This window comes from Novosphingobium sp. FG137 (assembly GCF_057809735.1).
Genome location: NZ_JBMDKN010000001.1, coordinates 405,608 through 421,385, shown reverse-complemented (window position 1 = coordinate 421,385; position 15,778 = coordinate 405,608). Strand labels below are relative to the sequence as shown.

18 protein-coding genes are annotated in these 15,778 nt (G+C 66.7%); 10 read left to right on the top strand and 8 right to left on the bottom strand.

Translation table 11 applies throughout. From position 1 onward, the window contains the following. The gene (locus tag ACODS2_RS01865) at positions 1-669 is read right to left on the bottom strand and encodes a peptidylprolyl isomerase (RefSeq protein WP_488997329.1); all 669 of its coding nucleotides are present in this window, start codon (positions 667-669) and stop codon (positions 1-3) included. Positions 670-887: 218 nt separating this feature from the next. Between ACODS2_RS01865 and ACODS2_RS01860 the strand changes: the two genes are divergently transcribed. Continuing rightward, positions 888-1,235, top strand: coding sequence for an energy transducer TonB (locus ACODS2_RS01860; RefSeq protein ID WP_298166176.1), 348 nt, complete (start codon positions 888-890; stop codon positions 1,233-1,235). A gap of 82 nt (positions 1,236-1,317) precedes the next feature. Here the strand turns inward: ACODS2_RS01860 and ACODS2_RS01855 are convergent, their stop codons facing one another. The 3 genes from ACODS2_RS01855 to ACODS2_RS01845 form a co-directional block, all read right to left on the bottom strand. After that, positions 1,318-1,914 carry a sigma-70 family RNA polymerase sigma factor gene (locus tag ACODS2_RS01855; RefSeq protein WP_488997328.1) on the bottom strand — a complete coding sequence of 199 codons (597 nt, stop codon included), beginning with the start codon at positions 1,912-1,914 and terminating at the stop codon, positions 1,318-1,320. Between the two features lie 112 nt (positions 1,915-2,026). Further along, complete coding sequence (locus ACODS2_RS01850; protein ID WP_488997327.1) at positions 2,027-3,424, bottom strand: NAD(P)/FAD-dependent oxidoreductase; 1,398 nt, start codon at positions 3,422-3,424, stop codon at positions 2,027-2,029. Positions 3,425-3,485: 61 nt separating this feature from the next. Beyond that, positions 3,486-4,424: a LysR family transcriptional regulator gene (locus ACODS2_RS01845; protein ID WP_488997326.1), complete on the bottom strand. Its 939-nt coding sequence runs from the start codon at positions 4,422-4,424 to the stop codon at positions 3,486-3,488. A 191-nt stretch (positions 4,425-4,615) separates the two neighbouring features. Between ACODS2_RS01845 and ACODS2_RS01840 the strand changes: the two genes are divergently transcribed. Next, positions 4,616-5,518, top strand: a complete 903-nt coding sequence (locus ACODS2_RS01840) for a LysR family transcriptional regulator (RefSeq protein ID WP_488997325.1) — start codon at positions 4,616-4,618, stop codon at positions 5,516-5,518. A 9-nt stretch (positions 5,519-5,527) separates the two neighbouring features. Beyond that, on the top strand, positions 5,528-6,256 hold the full coding sequence (locus ACODS2_RS01835; protein WP_488997324.1) for a peroxiredoxin-like family protein: 729 nt from the start codon (positions 5,528-5,530) through the stop codon (positions 6,254-6,256). Positions 6,257-6,259: 3 nt separating this feature from the next. Here ACODS2_RS01835 and ACODS2_RS01830 read toward each other — a convergent pair whose 3' ends face one another. From ACODS2_RS01830 to ACODS2_RS01820, 3 genes are all read right to left on the bottom strand, one after another. Continuing rightward, a complete protein-coding gene (locus tag ACODS2_RS01830) occupies positions 6,260-6,928 on the bottom strand; it encodes an NrsF family protein (protein WP_488997323.1) in 669 nt (222 codons plus the stop codon). Between the two features lie 180 nt (positions 6,929-7,108). Then, positions 7,109-7,549, bottom strand: a complete 441-nt coding sequence (locus ACODS2_RS01825; protein WP_488997322.1) for a DoxX family protein — start codon at positions 7,547-7,549, stop codon at positions 7,109-7,111. A gap of 60 nt (positions 7,550-7,609) precedes the next feature. After that, positions 7,610-7,882, bottom strand: coding sequence for a BufA1 family periplasmic bufferin-type metallophore (locus tag ACODS2_RS01820; protein ID WP_298166189.1), 273 nt, complete (start codon positions 7,880-7,882; stop codon positions 7,610-7,612). A 246-nt stretch (positions 7,883-8,128) separates the two neighbouring features. Here ACODS2_RS01820 and ACODS2_RS01815 point away from each other — a divergent pair, with 246 nt between their 5' ends. From ACODS2_RS01815 to ACODS2_RS01800, 4 genes are all read left to right on the top strand, one after another. Continuing rightward, complete coding sequence (locus ACODS2_RS01815) at positions 8,129-9,256, top strand: aminotransferase class I/II-fold pyridoxal phosphate-dependent enzyme (RefSeq protein ID WP_488997321.1); 1,128 nt, start codon at positions 8,129-8,131, stop codon at positions 9,254-9,256. A gap of 105 nt (positions 9,257-9,361) precedes the next feature. Beyond that, on the top strand, positions 9,362-9,643 hold the full coding sequence (gene bufA2, locus ACODS2_RS01810; RefSeq protein WP_488997320.1) for a BufA2 family periplasmic bufferin-type metallophore: 282 nt from the start codon (positions 9,362-9,364) through the stop codon (positions 9,641-9,643). A 174-nt stretch (positions 9,644-9,817) separates the two neighbouring features. After that, positions 9,818-10,642, top strand: a complete 825-nt coding sequence (gene bufB / locus ACODS2_RS01805) for an MNIO family bufferin maturase (RefSeq protein WP_488997319.1) — start codon at positions 9,818-9,820, stop codon at positions 10,640-10,642. Further along, positions 10,639-11,379: an HvfC/BufC family peptide modification chaperone gene (locus ACODS2_RS01800; protein ID WP_488997318.1), complete on the top strand. Its 741-nt coding sequence runs from the start codon at positions 10,639-10,641 to the stop codon at positions 11,377-11,379. Before bufB ends, ACODS2_RS01800 begins: the two co-directional genes overlap by 4 nt. Before the next feature lies 1 nt (position 11,380). Here the strand turns inward: ACODS2_RS01800 and ACODS2_RS01795 are convergent, their stop codons facing one another. Then, positions 11,381-12,295 carry a LysR family transcriptional regulator gene (locus tag ACODS2_RS01795; RefSeq protein ID WP_488997317.1) on the bottom strand — a complete coding sequence of 305 codons (915 nt, stop codon included), beginning with the start codon at positions 12,293-12,295 and terminating at the stop codon, positions 11,381-11,383. Positions 12,296-12,418: 123 nt separating this feature from the next. On the opposite strand from ACODS2_RS01795, the gene ACODS2_RS01790 reads away from it, so the two are divergent. The 3 genes from ACODS2_RS01790 (at position 12,419) to ACODS2_RS01780 (ending at position 15,748) form a co-directional block, all read left to right on the top strand. Then, positions 12,419-12,970: a carboxymuconolactone decarboxylase family protein gene (locus ACODS2_RS01790; protein WP_488997316.1), complete on the top strand. Its 552-nt coding sequence runs from the start codon at positions 12,419-12,421 to the stop codon at positions 12,968-12,970. Between the two features lie 277 nt (positions 12,971-13,247). Further along, positions 13,248-14,867, top strand: a complete 1,620-nt coding sequence (locus tag ACODS2_RS01785) for an FAD-dependent oxidoreductase (protein WP_488997315.1) — start codon at positions 13,248-13,250, stop codon at positions 14,865-14,867. Positions 14,868-15,070: 203 nt separating this feature from the next. Next, on the top strand, positions 15,071-15,748 hold the full coding sequence (locus tag ACODS2_RS01780) for an energy transducer TonB (RefSeq protein WP_488997314.1): 678 nt from the start codon (positions 15,071-15,073) through the stop codon (positions 15,746-15,748). Positions 15,749-15,778 lie beyond the last annotated feature (30 nt).

Genomic DNA, 15,778 nt, shown 5'->3' with positions numbered 1-15,778 from the left:
TCAGGGGTGAGGCGGGGGCGGCAGGCGGCGCGCGGTGAGGATCTTCACCGGCGCTTCCAGCATCTGCCCGCGCATCGAACCTTCGCCTAGCGTTTGCGAGATCGGCGCTTCCCAGATCTTGCGCACGACATCCATGCCTGCCGTGACCTTGCCGAACACCGCGTAGCCCGCCTGTGCCTCCGGATCGGCGGACGCGGGGTTCGCATCGAGGCTGGTGAGGTCCGACAGCATGATCGAGAAATCCGCCATTGCCGTGCCCGGCGCATTGCGCGCCATCGAGATCGCGCCGGCCACGTGGCTGAGGCCGGTCTGGCTCGTCGGTTCATGCGCGATGGGCGGGAACAGGCGGCGCGGATCGCGCAGGCCGCCCTGCAGCAGGCCATTGGGCTGATCGCCCCAGGCAAGGTGCATCGCGCGGTAGAAACTGATCCCGTCGAAGCGCCGTGTATCGACATAGTGCAGGAAATTGGCGGTGCTGATCGGGGCATGCGCGCCATCGAGCGTTAGTTCTATCGTGCCCAGCTCGGTGATGAGCACAACGCGTTCGACTGCCGCCAGCGGAGGAGGCGGCGGGGGCGGCGGCGGGGCTGCCACGCGCTTTCGCGGCGCGGCGGCGACCAGCAGGGAGGCAAGCGGAAGCGCGGCGAGGACGAATCGGCGATGCATCATGGCTCCGCATTAACCTTCAAGGCGCGCAGCGAAGCAAGGGTTGCCGCTCGGCACAGTCCGAAATGGCATGAACGCCCCCTCCGGTGCCGCTCGTAAGGCGGCTTGGCGCGAATCTAACGGCCCTTGCGCCAGATGAAGGCACCCCACGCCACCATGGTCCGCCCAGCCCCATCAGGCTGGCGGGCCATCTTATTCGACGCCAATCGGAAGGACCAACGATGTTCAAGACTGCCAAGATCCTGGCCTTCGGGCTTTTCGCCGCCGCCTGCGTTACCGGCCCCGCCCACGCCCAGTCTGCCGACTGGATCCGCCAGGTCACCCGCACCATCGCCTCCAAGCAGACCTATCCCAAGGCCGCGGTTGCGCGCGGCGAGGAAGGCACGGCGAAAGTGAAGATCTTTGTTGCTGCCTCCGGCGCGGTCGAGCGCGCCGAACTGGTCTCGCCCTCGGGCTCGACCTCGCTCGATCGCGAAGCGCTGGCCTTGCCGAGCCGCACCGGCTCGGTGCCGCCGCCGCCGGGTGGGGCCACCTCGGTGACCGTGCCGATCACGTGGAAGCTGCTGTAAGCACGCCATTTTCAGTTGACGACCGGAGCCAGATGGCCCTCGGCCGAGGAAGGGGCGGAGCAATCCGTCCCTTCTTTTTTCTTCAGCCGATCACTTCGAGAGCGAGATCGCCTTCGCCGAAGAAGGCCTTGAGCGCTGAAAGCCCGCGATGGATGTTGACCTTGACCAGCGCTTCGGACTGGCCGGTCATGGCGGCGGCTTCGCGGACAGAGAAGCCCTGCAGCTTGACCAACCGGATCGCATCGGCCTGCGGGCGGCGCAGGCGATCGAACAGCCCGGCCATGACAATGCCGCTGAGCGAGGCGCTTTCGTGGCTGGGCACGCCGTGCTGGCCTTCATCCAGCTCCTCGGTGCGATTGCGCCCGGAGCTGCGCAGGCTATCCACGCCCTTGAAGCGGGCGATGGCTGCGAGCCAGGGCAGGAACGGGCGGCCCGGCTCGAACGTGGCGCGCTTGAGGTGAAGCGCGGTGAGCGCTTCCTGCACCGCATCGTCGACCATTTCGGGGGCAAGGCGGCGAGCGAAGTAGCGGCGCAGCCAGCGGCCAGCCTCTTCCAGCAGGCGGCGATACGCGGCGGCATCCCCGGCAAGGCTGGCTGCCATCGCGGCTTCCCAACCGAAGCCAACGCTCTTGCGGGGGCTGCTTGCAGCGTGCCGGGCGGTCTCCAGTTGGCTTGCCATGCTTTGCTCCTTTGCCTCTCGATGCACCAACAGTGCCTCAGTGCTGGCAAGCCGACCACGCACCTGGTGGTTATGCTATCAATGCATGCCGGGTATGAGCGAACTCAAACCTCTATTCGACAAGGATAAATTCAGACAACTCGGTGCGATTTCGCCGCAGTGCGGGCGCCAGTTCGCGCGTTGCGGGCAAGTCTGGCGCCACATCGCCAGTGATCAGACGGGCTCCGCGCTGGTAGGTAAGGTAGCTCCAGAGCCAGCTCATTCCGACTGAGAGACGATTGCGGTGCCCGGTCAGGAACCAGATATGGGCGACGCACCACAGCAGCCAGGCGGGCAGACCGGTCACGCGCAGACGGCCGAAATCGGCGATCGCGCGGCTGCGGCCGATCGTCGCCATGTTGCCATAGTCGCGGTAGCGGAACGGCGGCACGGCGCGGCCCTGCAGCGCCGCGCGAATGGCGCGGGCGGCGTGCTGGCCCTGCTGCTTGGCAACGGGGGCCACACCCGGCAGCGCCCGCCCCGCTCCATCGGTGCAGGCCGCGGTATCGCCAATCACGAAGATGGCAGGATCGCCATCGGGATGGAGGTCCGCGCCCACCGGCACACGGCCCGAGCGATCGCCCGCACACCCAAGCCATTCCGCCGCGCGGCTGGCCATGACACCGGCGGCCCAGATCACCGTACCCGCCTTGATCCGGTTGCCATCGACAGTAACGCCCTCGGCATCGATAGCGGTGACATCCGCTTCGAGCCGGACTTCCACGCCCAGTTCCTCGATCCCCTTGCGCGCTTTGGCCGAAAGCGCGGGCGGGAAAGATGGCAGCAGACGATCTCCGCGCTGGAGCAGCACGATCCGCGAGCAATGCGGAGTGATGTGGCGGAAATCGCGGCTGACCGACTGGCGGGCAAGTTCGGCAATCGCGCCGGCCATTTCGACCCCGGTCGGGCCGCCGCCGATCACCACGAACGTGAGCAGCGCCTTGCGCTTCTCCTCGTCGGTTTCGGTTTCCGCGCGTTCGAGCGCGAGGAGCACGCGGCGGCGGATGGCGGTGGCATCGTCGATGGTCTTGATGCCGGGCGCATGGGGCGCCCAGTCCTCGCGCCCGAAATAGCTGTGCGTGGCGCCGGTGGCGATGATCAGCCAGTCATAGGCCAGCGGCTCCCCATCGCCGAGAATGACGCGCCGGCCTTCCTGATCGACGCCGTAGACCCGGTCGAGCAGCACGCGCACGTTCGGCTGGCGGGCGAGGATGGCGCGGATCGAACCGGCGATATCTGCCGGCGAGAGGCCGGCGGTGGCAACCTGATAGAGCAGCGGCTGGAACAGGTGGTGGTTGCGCTTGTCGATCAGGGTGATCTCGACCGGCGCACCGGCCAGCGCCCTGGCCGCCGCCAGCCCGCCGAACCCGCCGCCCACGATCACGACCTGCGGAGGCCTGCCCTCCACCGTAGCGGTTCTTTCGCCTGCTTCACCGACCCCTGCTTCACCGACCCCTGCTTCACCGACCATTGTCTTGCTCCCGCCTTCAATGGAGAGCGTTTCGCCTGGGGCCGGTCGATCGTTACAGCGCTCAGGCCGAGCGCAGCAGGGGATCGGCGGCGAATGCGGCGATGAGATGATCGGCAACCGCCCGCACGCGCGCGGCGACATAGCGCCCCGCCGGCATGACGAGGTGGATCGGCATGTCCGCCGGGGAATGATCGGGCAGCACTTCGATCAGCCGGCCGCTGGCAAGGTCTTCCTCGAACAGCCAGCGCGCATTGACGGCAACGCCAATGCTCGCCAGCGCCGCCGCACGCAGCGCATCCGGGCTGTCGGCGCGGAAAGTCCCGCTCACTTCGATCTGCATGTCCTTGCCGAGCACCCATTTGTTGCCCGTCGCGAGCAGCGAGTAGCTGAGGCAATTGTGCGCCGAAAGATCGGACGGCTGATGCGGCACGCCATATTCATCGAGATAGGCGGGAGATGCGACCATGACACGGCGGCACACACCGATGCGGCGCGCGATCGAGCGACTATCGCCGATTGCGCCGACACGGATGGCGAAATCGAGATTGTCTGACACGAGATTGAGCGCGTGATCGGACACCCTGAGATCGATCTCGATACGCGGCTGGATGCGCTGGAATTGCGCCAGCATGGCGATGACGCGCGACTGCGCGAGCGTGAGCGGCGCGGTCAATCGCACTTGGCCGCCAAGCGCGCCATGCAGCCCGACCGCCGCCTCGGCCTCGTCGATCGCCGCCAGCGCGCGCAAAGCCGCCTCGTAGTAAGCCTGCCCTTCGCTTGTCAGCGCAATGGAACGGGTGGTGCGCTTCAGCAGCGCGGCGCCGAGATGACGCTCCAGAGCACCCACCTGGCGCGAGACAGTCGACTGCGGCAATTCGAGACGCGCGGCGGCGCGGCTGAAGCTGGCCGCATCCGCAACGGTGATGAAAGTGCGCATCCAGCCGGTGAGATCGTTCACGCCGCTGTCCTGCACCATCGGCTGATGCTGGTAAAGCACCATTCCAGTCCATTTCACCGCAGTTCAATGCAGTTTATGGATAAATCATATGTGGCATGCGCCGCTTGCGGCAAGGCCGGATGGCGCTCATTGTCGCCGGGTCAACCCGCTGTCGTCCGCGACTCCGGTGGCGCCCTTGCGGTGCCGGCTGGTCCGGGAATGTCCGGCGGTTGCAGGCACAGGGCAGCACAGCCATGGAAATGCATCAGGTCCGGTACTTCCTGGCCGCAGCACGCCTGCTGAATTTCACGCGCGCAGCCATCGAGTGCAACGTCTCGCAGCCCTCGCTGACCAAGGCGATCCAGAAGCTGGAAGACGAATTCGGCGCCCCGCTGTTTCGCCGTGAACGGGCGCGCACCCACCTGACCGAGCTGGGCAAGGCCATGTTGCCGCATCTCGAACGCAGCTTCGAGGCCGCGCAGACCGCCAAGCAGATGGCACGCGGCATGGGCCGGGCGGAGATCGCGCCGCTGGCGCTGGGCGTCGCGCGGACGGTCGAGCATGCCATGCTGGAACGCGTGCTGGCAGAACTGGGCAAGAGCCTTTCCGGTCTGGAACTGGCGCTGGCGGGCGGCTCCTCGCGCGAGCTGATCGAGTTGGCCATGGCCGGCTCGCTCGACCTGATCATCGTCGAGATGCCCGATGAAGCCCCCGAGCGGCTGGATTGCTGGCCGTTGTTCGCGGATGAATGGTGCATCGTCACCCGCGGCGATCATCCTTTTGCCGCCGCCCCTCCTGCCTCGGCCGCCATGCTCGAGGAGGAAGCCTGGATCGATCTCGCCGGTGATGGCTGCGCCGCTTTAGCGCGGATCGCCACGCAGGTCGGCGCGGCGATCGAAGTGCGGCATCAGGCGCAAGGCGCCGCGCAATTGCGGCAGATGGTGCAGGCCGGGCTCGGTTGCGGCTGGACACCGCGCAGCATTGCCGCGCCGCCGCTGGCGGCAACCGGGCTGCCGTTCGGATCGGTGGAGACGCGGTTCGTGCTCGCCTCCGTCGCCGGGCGCCGCCGCTCGGTCGCTGCAGAGGCATTTCTGCGGGTTGCACGCGCGCAGGATTGGGCGCTGGCAAACGGCAATGCGGCAGCGGGGGCGCCATAGGGGCCGCGCATGGACTCGATGCACCGCGGTGCGTTTCCCCTGCCCGGCAATCACGCCTATGAGATCATGATGGACCGCCCCACCACTTCCCCCGCGCCGCTGGCACCCCAGCTGGCGCAGATCCGGCGCCGCAATCCGGACCTCGGCCCGTTTTTCGACGAGATCGTGATTGCGCTGCGCGGTGCGGGCGTGGGGGCAGCCGCGCCCAAGGTGGGGGAGATGTTTCCCGATTTCTCGTTGCCGACCGCGCACGGCGGCTATCGGCGACTGGGCGACCTGCTCGATCAGGGTCCGGTCATCGTTAACTTCAGCCGTGGCCGCTGGTGCCCCTATTGCGTACACGAGGTTTCGGCATGGGCCGGCATGCTGCCCGAGCTGGCGGAGGCCGGCGTCCGTTTTGTCGAGATCACCGGCGAGACCGGCGGCGGCGCGCGCGCGCTTGGCGCCGTGCTCGAAGCCTCTCCCCATGCGGAAGTGGCGGACGTGCTGTGCGATATCGACCACGGCGTTGCGCTGTCGCTCGGCCTCGCGTTCTTTGCTGGTGATCCGCTGCTCGATTTCTACCGGGATGCAGGGCTCGACATGCATGAGCTCTATGGTTCGCCGAGCGGGTTCCTCCCGGTGCCGGCCACCTTCGCACTCGATCAGGCCGGCCGCGTGCGGTTCGCCTATGCCGATGTCGATTTCCGCGAACGCGCCGAACCGGCTGACGTGCTGGCCGCGCTGCGCGAAATCTGAACCCTACCAGCGCAGCAAACGCGGCGTGACGAAGCGGATGACGGTTGCCGTCAACAGCATCGCCGCAGGATAGGCGGTCGTGACGAAGGCCATCGTCTGCGAGGGACAGAACAGGCTATAGGCAAAGGTGCCGAGCCCTGCCGCAGCCCATCCGGTCAGCCAACCGGCGCGCGCCAGATCGGTAGGTGCCGCACGGCGCATCCACAGCACGAGGCCGGTGCCGACAAGCAGCGAAGTCGCCAGCGCGATACCGCAGCAGCGCAAGGTGCCGGAGGGGGTGAGTTCGGCAAAGCTGGGCCGCCGGCCAGCGACGATGCCATCCAGCAGCAGCCCCATGAGGCCCACCGGCAGGATGCCGAGGATCAGCGTTCCAAGGGCAGTGGCACCCTGATCGGCGCGGCCCGGAAGCGCGGCACGCAGCGCGGCCACGAGCAGGGCAAGGCTGCCCGCCAGCAAGACAGCCCCGCGCGCGATCACGATCGGCGCAGGATGCAGGGCAATGACATCGGGACGCAATCCGAAGGTGAGCCAAACCCCGCCGATAGCGAGCGCCGTCAACCCCAGCCCGGCGGCCATGCCGCGCCACAGACGCAGCGGCACGACCGGTCGCAGATCGCCGACCAGCGCCTCGATCGTCTGTGCGATGGACGGGTCGTCCGGATCGAGGGCCATCAGACTTCCTTCACTGCACCGCCGCGCCCGAAGGGAAAACGGCCGGGATCAGGATCGCCAGATGCGCTGGCTACCGGTTCCCGGCCACGTTGCATCTTTGCCCCGACCCCGCAAGACCACCTCGCAAGACCGGCCCGCAGTCACGCGGGCCGGTCGCTGCGCGGAGCAGGCGGCGCGGGTTCAGCCCCGGCGCAGCAGACGGTCGAGCGAGAGGGCTCCACCGCCCTTGGCGATGAGCGGCAGGAGTATGGCCGCCCAGCTCAGGTGCGTCGGCCAGGCATCGGGATAGACGAAAACCTCGATCACCGTGGTCATGCCGAGCAGGCCCAGCGCGGCAAAGCGCGTGCCGAGGCCCAGGACGAGCAGGATCGGGAACAGGTGTTCGCAATAAGTCGCCATGTGGGCGGCCAGATGCGGAGGCACGAACGGCAGTTTGTAATCGGTTTCGAACAGGTAGTAGGTGCTGTCGGTGATCGTCAGCAAACCTTCCACCTTGGTCCGGCCCGACTGGAAGAACACCGCCGCGATGCCGAGCCGCGCCACCAGCAGCAGCACGGTTTCGGGCAGCAGTCGCCCGGCCAGCTCGGCCAGCCGGTTGTAGACGGAAACGAGAGCGGTCATGCGGGGATACCTCGAAGGCTCCACCCGGGTGTTCCGGCCTGCCGGAACACCCGGCCGGGATCAGTGTGCTTTCGCGGTCAGCGAACCGTTGCCCTTGGGCGTCTTGATCGAGGTGCAGGTGCCGGCCTTGACCAGCATCCAGGCGTTGCCCTGGTAGTCGACCTTCGAGGTGCCGGCGCAGCTGGTGCCCGGACCGGCGGCGCATTCATTCTTGCCAGCCTTGGCAACGCCGTAGCACTTTTCCATCGCGGGCTTGGCATCGGCAGCGTGGGCGGCACCGGCAGCAAGGCCGAGAGCGATCGAGGCAGCGAAAGCGGTTGCAGCAATCTTCATGACAGGTTCCTTCGTGAACGGTTGCACCACGGGGGTGAGAATGGGGGAACAGGGAAGGCCGGGCGCTTCGTTTGCCGCGCCCTTGCCTCGTGTCCGGAAGTCTTCGCGCCGGCCACATTGACCAGTTCGCCGGGTGCCGAACGGCGGTTACACGGCGCAGCATTTTTTCCGCGCGGGTGGACCTCGTGAGCCACAAATCCTAGAGGGTGGCCAAACAAGTCACCGTGGTGAAAGGACAATCGGCTCGTGCGGAATTTTGCGCTGGAGGTGTACTTCTCGAAGTGGGAATTCGCCGCGAAGTATCACCTCACCGCGTCCGACGCGCAGAGCATGACCCTTTCGCAGCTTCTCGCGCATGCAACGCCTGCAGATCGCGAGCGGTTCGACAACCTGCACCTGGGCTATACCAAGACCTTCGGCGCGGAACCGCTACTGCACGAGATCGCGAAGACCTACGATACGATCCGCGAAGACCAGCTGCTGTGCTTTGCAGGCGCCGAAGAGGGCATCTATGTCGCGATGAAAGTGCTGCTTCGGCCCGAGGACCACTGCATCGTCATCACGCCCAACTATCAGGCCGCCGAGACGATCCCGCTCTCGATCTGCGCGGTGACGGGGGTCGCGCTGGATGAAGACGCGGGCTGGGCGCTTGATCTGGATGCCGTGCGCGCGGCGCTGCGGCCGAACACCAAGCTCATCTCGATCAACTTTCCCAACAATCCCACCGGGGCAATCCCTTCGCAGGAGACGTTTTCCGCGCTGGTCGAGCTGTGCCGGGAACGCGGGCTCTGGCTGTTCAGCGACGAGGTGTACCGCCTGATCGAGCACCGCAGCGATGCGCGCATTCCGCAAGCGGCCGATGTCTACGAGCGGGGCATCTCGCTCAACGTGATGTCGAAAAGCTATGGCCTGCCGGGTCTGCGCATCGGCTGGCTGGCCTGCCAGGACCGCGCGTTTCTGCAAGGCTGCGAGCGCTACAAGCACTATCTCTCGATCTGCAATTCGGCGCCTTCGGAGCTCCTCGCAGAAATCGCGCTGAAGGCGCGCGAGGTGATCGTCGGGCGCAACCGCGATCTTGCGCACGGCAACCTCGATCTGCTCGACAGCTTCTTCGCCGATTTCCCCGGTCTGTTCGATTGGCGCAGGCCCGATGGCAGCTGCGTGGCCTTCATCCGCTACAAGGGCGCGGACGGGGTGGAGCGCTTTACCGAGCGGCTGGTCGAGGAAACCGGCGTGCTGCTGCTGCCCTCCAGCATCTATCACTCCGAGCTTGGCCCCGTGCCACAAGACCATTTCCGCATCGGCTTTGGCCGCAGCAATATGGCGGAAGGGCTGACGGTGTTTCGGGAGTGGTTGATGCGCAACCGGGCGTAAGCATGGACTGCGCCCGCCGCAGAAAATTCCACCCGGCCTGTAACCGCACTGAGTCCAAAGCCGAATAGACCGATGCCAACCCGGCGCAATATTCGGAGACGACCCATGACCACCTTCAATTCCGGCCTGAAGACCGGCTTTGCCATTGCTGCCAACGCTGCCCTGATCGCCGCCGCCATGGCAGCGCTCCCTGCCCCCGCGATTGCCAAGGCGAAGTCCGCCGAGGTCGTGCACTGCTACGGCGTGAACACCTGCAAGGGCACTTCGGATTGCGCCGCCGGCGCGCACAGCTGCAAGGGCCAGAACGAATGCAAGGGCCAGGGCTTCAAGGCGCTGACCAAGAAGGCCTGCGCGGCCCAGGGCGGCAGCCTGACCGAGCCCAAGTAAGGCTCCACCAGTGTGCTGCCGGCACCCTCCCGGCTGACACTGTGATGACTTGACCGGGGCTCCTTGTCCCAACTGCCCTGCGGCGCCACCCCCTCCCCGGCGCCCGATGGAGCCCCGGCCTTCTTTCGCGAGACAACCCCTCTTTACCGAGACCTGAGATGACCGAGGCGCGCAATGTCTGACACGCTGGCCGGATTTGGCCTTGGCATGCGCCGCCCGCACTACCGGTCGTATATCGACGGCACCGCGCCGGTCGATTTCATCGAGGTGATCTCGGAAAACTTCATGATCGCGGGCGGCAAGCCGCTCGATACGCTGATGAAGGCACGCCGCAACTATCCGCTGGCCCTCCACGGTGTCTCGATGTCGATCGGCTCGGCGGACGGCCTCAGGGACGATTATCTTCGGGAGCTTCGCCGCCTTGTCGATCTGATGGAGCCTGCAGTGGTTTCGGACCATTTGTGCTGGACCCGGATCGACCAGTTCAATTCGCACGACCTGCTGCCGCTGCCCTATACCGAGGAAGCGCTCGAAGTGGTCTGCCGCAATATCGACCGTGCGCAGGAAGCACTCGGCCGCCGCATGCTGCTGGAAAACCCTTCGAGCTACATCGCCTTTCCCGGCGCGATGACGGAGTGGGAATTCCTCGCCGAAATGACCCGGCGCACCGGCTGCGGCCTGCTGCTCGATGTCAACAACATCTACGTCAGCGCGGTGAACCACGGGTTTGCGGCGTCCGATTACCTTGCCGGCATTCCGATGGATGCGGTCGGCCAGATCCACCTCGCCGGCCATGTGCAGGGCGAGCATCTGCTGATCGACACACACGACCAGCCGGTGCCGGACGAAGTCTGGGCGCTCTATCGCGCCGCGACTGCGCTCGCCGGGCCGGTGCCGACGATGATCGAGCGCGATGACAACATACCCGAGCTCGAGGCGCTTTGCGCCGAGCTCGATATTGCGCGCAGCATTGCCGCCGATGAAAGGATCGCGGCATGAGCCTGCTCGCCCTCCAACGCAACTTCCGCGACTGGCTGGTGACAGGCGAGGACAGTTCAGCTGCCGCGCTCGGCGGCGGGCCGGGCACGGCGGTTTATCAGAACAACTACCGCACCGCGCTGGTCTCCAGCCTTGCCGAGACGTTCCAGCGCCTTGTGCTGTGGCTGGGTGAGGAAGGCTTCGAAGCAGCAGCGGCACGCTATATCGATGCGCGCCCGCCTTCGAGCTGGACGCTTGATGCCTATGGGGAGGATTTCACCGACTTTGTCGCCACGCTCTGGCCCGATGATCCCGAAGTCGCGGAAATCGCGCTGATCGACTGGACCGTGGGCCAGGTCTTCGTCGGGTCCGATGCAGACGCACTCCGGCCCGAAGCGCTGGCCGTGGCCGATTGGGAAACCGCGGCGATCCATGCCGTGCCTTCGCTGCTCGTGCTGCCGATCACCACCAATGCCGATGCGATCTGGCAAGCGCTCGCAACCGCAGAGCCGCCCCCGCCCGCCGAGATGGCCGAGCGCGGCACGGCCTTGCTGGTCTGGCGGCAGGGCCTCGAGCCAGTGTTCCGCCGCGCCGAAGCGCACGAATGCGATGTGCTGGCGTGGTCTGCCGCAGGGGTAGGTTTTGCGGCGGTCTGCGCGCGCCTTGCCGATACGCTGGGCGACGAAGCAGCGGTGACCACGGCCGGGACGCTGCTCGGCCGCTGGCTCGCCGAAGGCATGATCGCCGCAGTCGGCTGAGCTATTCGAAGCAACCCGCGACTTCGCCCAGCACCTGCTGCAAGCGCGGCGCGACGAAATCGAGGAAGGCGCGCAGCTTCAGCGGCTGGCTGCGCTGGCGGCGGTGGACGAGGTGGACGGGCACCGGCTCGCAGCCGAGATCGCCGAACAGCGGCACAAGCCTGCCATCGGCGGCGGCGGCTGAGGCCTGATAGGACATGATCCGCGCCACGCCCACCCCTGCAGCAGCAGCATCGATGATCGCATCGGCGGTGTTGACGGAAAAGCGCGGCGTGATCTCCACACTGCGGGCGTTCACACCGGCTCCGATCCGCCAGCTGCGGGTGGAATGCAGGCCCTCGAACGCAATGCAATCGTGCCGCGCGAGGTCGTCCGGCTGCGTGATTGCGCCGCGCCGGGCGAGATAGCCGGGACTGGCGCAGACGACCCAGCGGATATCGCCCAGCTTGCGCGCGACGAGATCGCTGTCCGGCAACTGGCCCACGCGGACCGCAACATCGACATGCGCCTCGACCAGATCGATCGTCGAATCCGAAAGGACGAGGCGCACGGTGACATCGGGATAGGCGGCAAGGAACGTATGGACGATGGGGGCCACGTGGAGCTTGCCAAACATGATCGGCGCGGTGACCATGAGCTCGCCGCGCGGCGCACGGTACTCACCGCTGGCCGCGCGCTCGGCATCGGCGAGATCATCGAGCACGCGGCGCGTGGCCGCAACGTAGGTCTCGCCCGCTTCGGTCAGGATCAGCTTGCGGCTCGTCCGCACGAGGAGCTGCGCTCCGAGGTGCGCTTCGAGATCGGACACCCGGCGGCTCACCGTAGGCAGCGGCGTGTTCAGCGCGCGCGAGGCGGCTGAGAGGCTGCCGCCGTCGACCGCAGCGAGCAGGGTGCGCATGGCCTCGAACCGGTCCATCAGACATTCCGCTTTTTGGAAGGTAGAGTTGCCAAGGTAGCGGATACTGCCACCCGGCGGAAGGCCCTACTTGGAGGTCACCGGCCGATACCGGCCAGCTCTCAAGGAAAGGTCTCCCCCGAAATGTCGCGTATCCCCACCCCCGCCACCATCGCCGATGCCCCCGAAGCTTCGCAGCCGCTGCTCGAAGCCGTGAACAAGGCGATCGGCACCGTGCCCAATCTCCACCGCCTCGTTTCCACTAGCCCGGCCGCGCTCGAAGGCTATCTCGCGATGAACGGCGCACTGGCCAAGGGCAAGGTGCCCGCCGCCACCCGCGAGCGCATCGCCCTCGCCGTCGCCGAGATCAACGGCTGCGACTACTGCCTTTCGGCCCACACCTATCTCGGCAAGAACCTCTCGAAGCTCGATGACGCGGAAATCACCGCGAACCGCAACGGCGCCTCGAACGATCCCAAGGCTGATGCCGCCGTGCGCTTCGCCGTGCAGCTGGTGAAGACCCGCGGCCATGTCAGCGCCGCCGAAGTCGAGGCGCTGCGCGCCGCCGGCTACAGCGATGCCCAGGCGCTCGAAATCGTCCAGCATGTCGCACTCAACACCTGGACCAACTACGTCAACTCGGCCTTCCAGACCGTGATCGACTTCCCGGTCGTCACCGCGCGCATCGCCGCCTGACGCCGGGGGCGGGCGTCTGCAGCTCCCACTCCAGCAGGCGCCCGCCATCCCTCCCGCAGAAAGGACCAACCGCCATGTCGTTCAGATCCCGCCTGGTATCCGTCGCAGTCTCAGTGTCGGTCGTTGCCGTCAACGTGGTAGCCTCGTTCCCGCCACTCGCTTGATCCCGCCATCCTGAGTCATCCGGCTGTAGGATGGCGGAGGGCGTTACGGTATGCTGACCCCGCGCGACTCCGCGCGCCCATCGCCCCCCGGCGACAGCAGGACCCGACCACATATGGAATCGATTGGCGCCGATCTTCGCACCATGCAGCGCACCCCGCTGCACCCCAGCCATGTCGAGGCCCTGCGCGCGGCAGGCACGCCGAAACTCTACCCCGCCGGCACCATGATCGCCCGCCCCGGCGATCCGGCGGACACGTTCACCTATGTTGAAGAAGGGGAGATCGAAGTCGTCAATCCCCTCACCGAGGAACGCCACCGGCCTTCTTCGCTCGGCCCCACGCAGTTCATGGGCGAGATCGCGTTCCTCAGCGGCGGCACCGTTTCGCTGGCGATGCGCGCGGCGCAGGACACGCGGGTGATCGAAGTGCCGCGCGAGGTAATGCTCGAGCTGATGGCGCAGATCCCGGAAATGTCCGACATCGTGATCACGGTGTTCGCCGCGCGCCGCCGCCGCCAGCTTGATGAGCGCGACAGTTCGCTGCAGCTGATCGGCGAGGAGCAGGATCCGGCGGTCCGCCGCGTTGCCCAGTTCGCCAGCCGTAACCGCATACCCTATGGCTCGCTCAAACTTGGCAGCGAGGAAGCGCTGGCCGCTGCGCAGGCCTGCTCGATCAAGGGTTCGGTCCCGGCGGTGATCTTCGGACGCGATACGGTGGTGACCGATCCGACGCCGGACAAGATCGCGCACCTCCTAGGCATCAACCGCGAGCTGCAACATGATGAGGCGTTCGACGTGCTGATCGTCGGCGGCGGGCCGGCAGGTGTGGCAGCCGGGGTCTATGCCGGGGCGGAAGGGCTTTGCGCGCTGGTGATCGAGGATCTCGCTATCGGCGGGCAGGCAGGCACCTCCAGCCGGATCGAGAATTACATGGGCTTTCCGACCGGCATTTCCGGCGGCGACCTTGTGTGGCGCGGCGAAGTGCAGGCGATGAAGTTCGGCACACGCTTTGCCCTGCCGCGCCGGGTGACCGCGCTGGAGGAGCTGGACGACGGCATGTTCTGCGCCACGTTTGACAATGACCAGCGCGTGCGTGGCAAGGCTGTGGTCGTGGCGACGGGCGTGCAATATCGCCGCCTGCCGATCCCGCGCCTCGCCGAATTCGAAGGGGCGGGCATCTATTACGCCGCGACCGAGATCGAGGCGCGCTATTGCAAGGGCACGCAGGCAGTGATCATTGGCGGGGGCAATTCCGCCGGGCAGGCGGCGATGTACCTCAGCCGCTCCGCCCGCTGCGCGCATGTCGTGGTGCGCGGGCCCTCGCTGGCGCTGTCGATGTCGAGCTATCTTTCGGAACGGCTGGAGGCCGATCCCGGCATCCAGATCGCCTACAATGCCGAAGTCATCGCGCTGCATGGCGACGCGCATCTCGAAGGGGTGACCTTGCGCGATGCCAAGACCGGCGAGACGCAAGATATCCCGACACGCGCGCTGTTCATCATGGTGGGTGCAGCGCCCAACACCGAGTGGCTTTCGGGCCTGGTCGAGCTTGACGACAAGGGCTTCGTGAAGACGGGGCCGGCAGTCGGCGCCACTTCGCCCTACGCAACCTCGCACCCGGGTATCTTCGCGGTGGGCGATGTCCGCTCGGGCTCGGTCAAGCGCGTGGCTTCTGCCGTGGGCGAAGGCTCGGTCGTGATCTCCAAGGTGTGGGACTACGTCAACGGCGGCTAGCCGGGTCCGATCAGTTGCACCGGGCAACTTAAAACTCCACCAATCCGGTTGAGATTCTTCTCGCAAGGCCGCGCGGGCCGTGGTAATGTTATACCATAATAACGTCGTACGGCCCGTGTTGCTTGCATCGGGATTGTTCGTTTCGTTCCCGTTGCTCTCGCCCCGCAACCCGGGCTGTCCGGCACAGCCGAGGAGAGCATGCGATGGCCTACCTTACCCCTCACAACGAGCAGGGCATCAACCGGCGAAGGATCGTCGCGCTGGGTGCCGTTGGCGCCGTGCACGGCGTGATGGCGTTGGCGCTCCTCACCGGCTTTGCCGGCGGGATGATCCAGGAGTTCAAACGCAAGACGCTGCAGACGTGGAACTACATGCCGCCACCGCCGGCGCCGAGGCCCGAGCCCGATGTGAAGCCCGCACCGCATCCCCGCGATACCACACCGAGGCCGGACCCGATCCCGCAGATCCCGCCGACGGGTGATCCGGGCTTCCATATCGATCCCGGCCCGCTCCCGCCGATCGGATCCGAACTGGGCGGTGGGATCCTGCCGCCGCTGCCCCCGCCAACGCCCAGCCCCAGCTTCACCCCGCGGCTGGCCAAGCCGCTCGGCGCGCCGGGCAAATGGGTTTCGGACGCGGACTACCCGACCAGCGCGCTGCGGCGGGGCCAGCAGGGTGCTTCCGCCTTCGAACTGACCATCGGGCCTGACGGGCGCGTGCGCGATTGCCGGATCACCCGCTCGAGCGGCTCGGCCGATCTCGACGCGGCGACCTGCGCGAAAGTCAGCGAGCGCGCCAGCTTCACGCCTGCGCGCGATGAGCACGGCGATCTGGTGGCGGGACGCTATTCCGGCGTGATCCGCTGGCGTATCCCGGAGTAAGTTGCCCCAAGCTGCCCCCAAACTCCCGTT

Bases quoted from the DNA above. Each gene is read 5' to 3' on its own strand.
- bufB (WP_488997319.1), top strand. From the start codon at position 9,818: ATGTCTGACACGCTGGCCGGATTTGGCCTTGGCATGCGCCGCCCGCAC.
- ACODS2_RS01860 (WP_298166176.1), top strand. From the start codon at position 888: ATGTTCAAGACTGCCAAGATCCTGGCCTTCGGGCTTTTCGCCGCCGCC.
- ACODS2_RS01850 (WP_488997327.1), bottom strand. From the start codon at position 3,424: ATGGTCGGTGAAGCAGGGGTCGGTGAAGCAGGGGTCGGTGAAGCAGGC.
- ACODS2_RS01865 (WP_488997329.1), bottom strand. From the start codon at position 669: ATGATGCATCGCCGATTCGTCCTCGCCGCGCTTCCGCTTGCCTCCCTG.
- ACODS2_RS01790 (WP_488997316.1), top strand. From the start codon at position 12,419: ATGTCGCGTATCCCCACCCCCGCCACCATCGCCGATGCCCCCGAAGCT.
- ACODS2_RS01855 (WP_488997328.1), bottom strand. From the start codon at position 1,914: ATGGCAAGCCAACTGGAGACCGCCCGGCACGCTGCAAGCAGCCCCCGC.
- ACODS2_RS01820 (WP_298166189.1), bottom strand. From the start codon at position 7,882: ATGAAGATTGCTGCAACCGCTTTCGCTGCCTCGATCGCTCTCGGCCTT.
- ACODS2_RS01785 (WP_488997315.1), top strand. From the start codon at position 13,248: ATGGAATCGATTGGCGCCGATCTTCGCACCATGCAGCGCACCCCGCTG.
- ACODS2_RS01800 (WP_488997318.1), top strand. From the start codon at position 10,639: ATGAGCCTGCTCGCCCTCCAACGCAACTTCCGCGACTGGCTGGTGACA.
- ACODS2_RS01830 (WP_488997323.1), bottom strand. From the start codon at position 6,928: ATGGCCCTCGATCCGGACGACCCGTCCATCGCACAGACGATCGAGGCG.
- ACODS2_RS01825 (WP_488997322.1), bottom strand. From the start codon at position 7,549: ATGACCGCTCTCGTTTCCGTCTACAACCGGCTGGCCGAGCTGGCCGGG.
- ACODS2_RS01780 (WP_488997314.1), top strand. From the start codon at position 15,071: ATGGCCTACCTTACCCCTCACAACGAGCAGGGCATCAACCGGCGAAGG.
- ACODS2_RS01840 (WP_488997325.1), top strand. From the start codon at position 4,616: ATGGAAATGCATCAGGTCCGGTACTTCCTGGCCGCAGCACGCCTGCTG.
- ACODS2_RS01835 (WP_488997324.1), top strand. From the start codon at position 5,528: ATGGACTCGATGCACCGCGGTGCGTTTCCCCTGCCCGGCAATCACGCC.
- ACODS2_RS01845 (WP_488997326.1), bottom strand. From the start codon at position 4,424: ATGGTGCTTTACCAGCATCAGCCGATGGTGCAGGACAGCGGCGTGAAC.
- bufA2 (WP_488997320.1), top strand. From the start codon at position 9,362: ATGACCACCTTCAATTCCGGCCTGAAGACCGGCTTTGCCATTGCTGCC.
- ACODS2_RS01795 (WP_488997317.1), bottom strand. From the start codon at position 12,295: ATGGACCGGTTCGAGGCCATGCGCACCCTGCTCGCTGCGGTCGACGGC.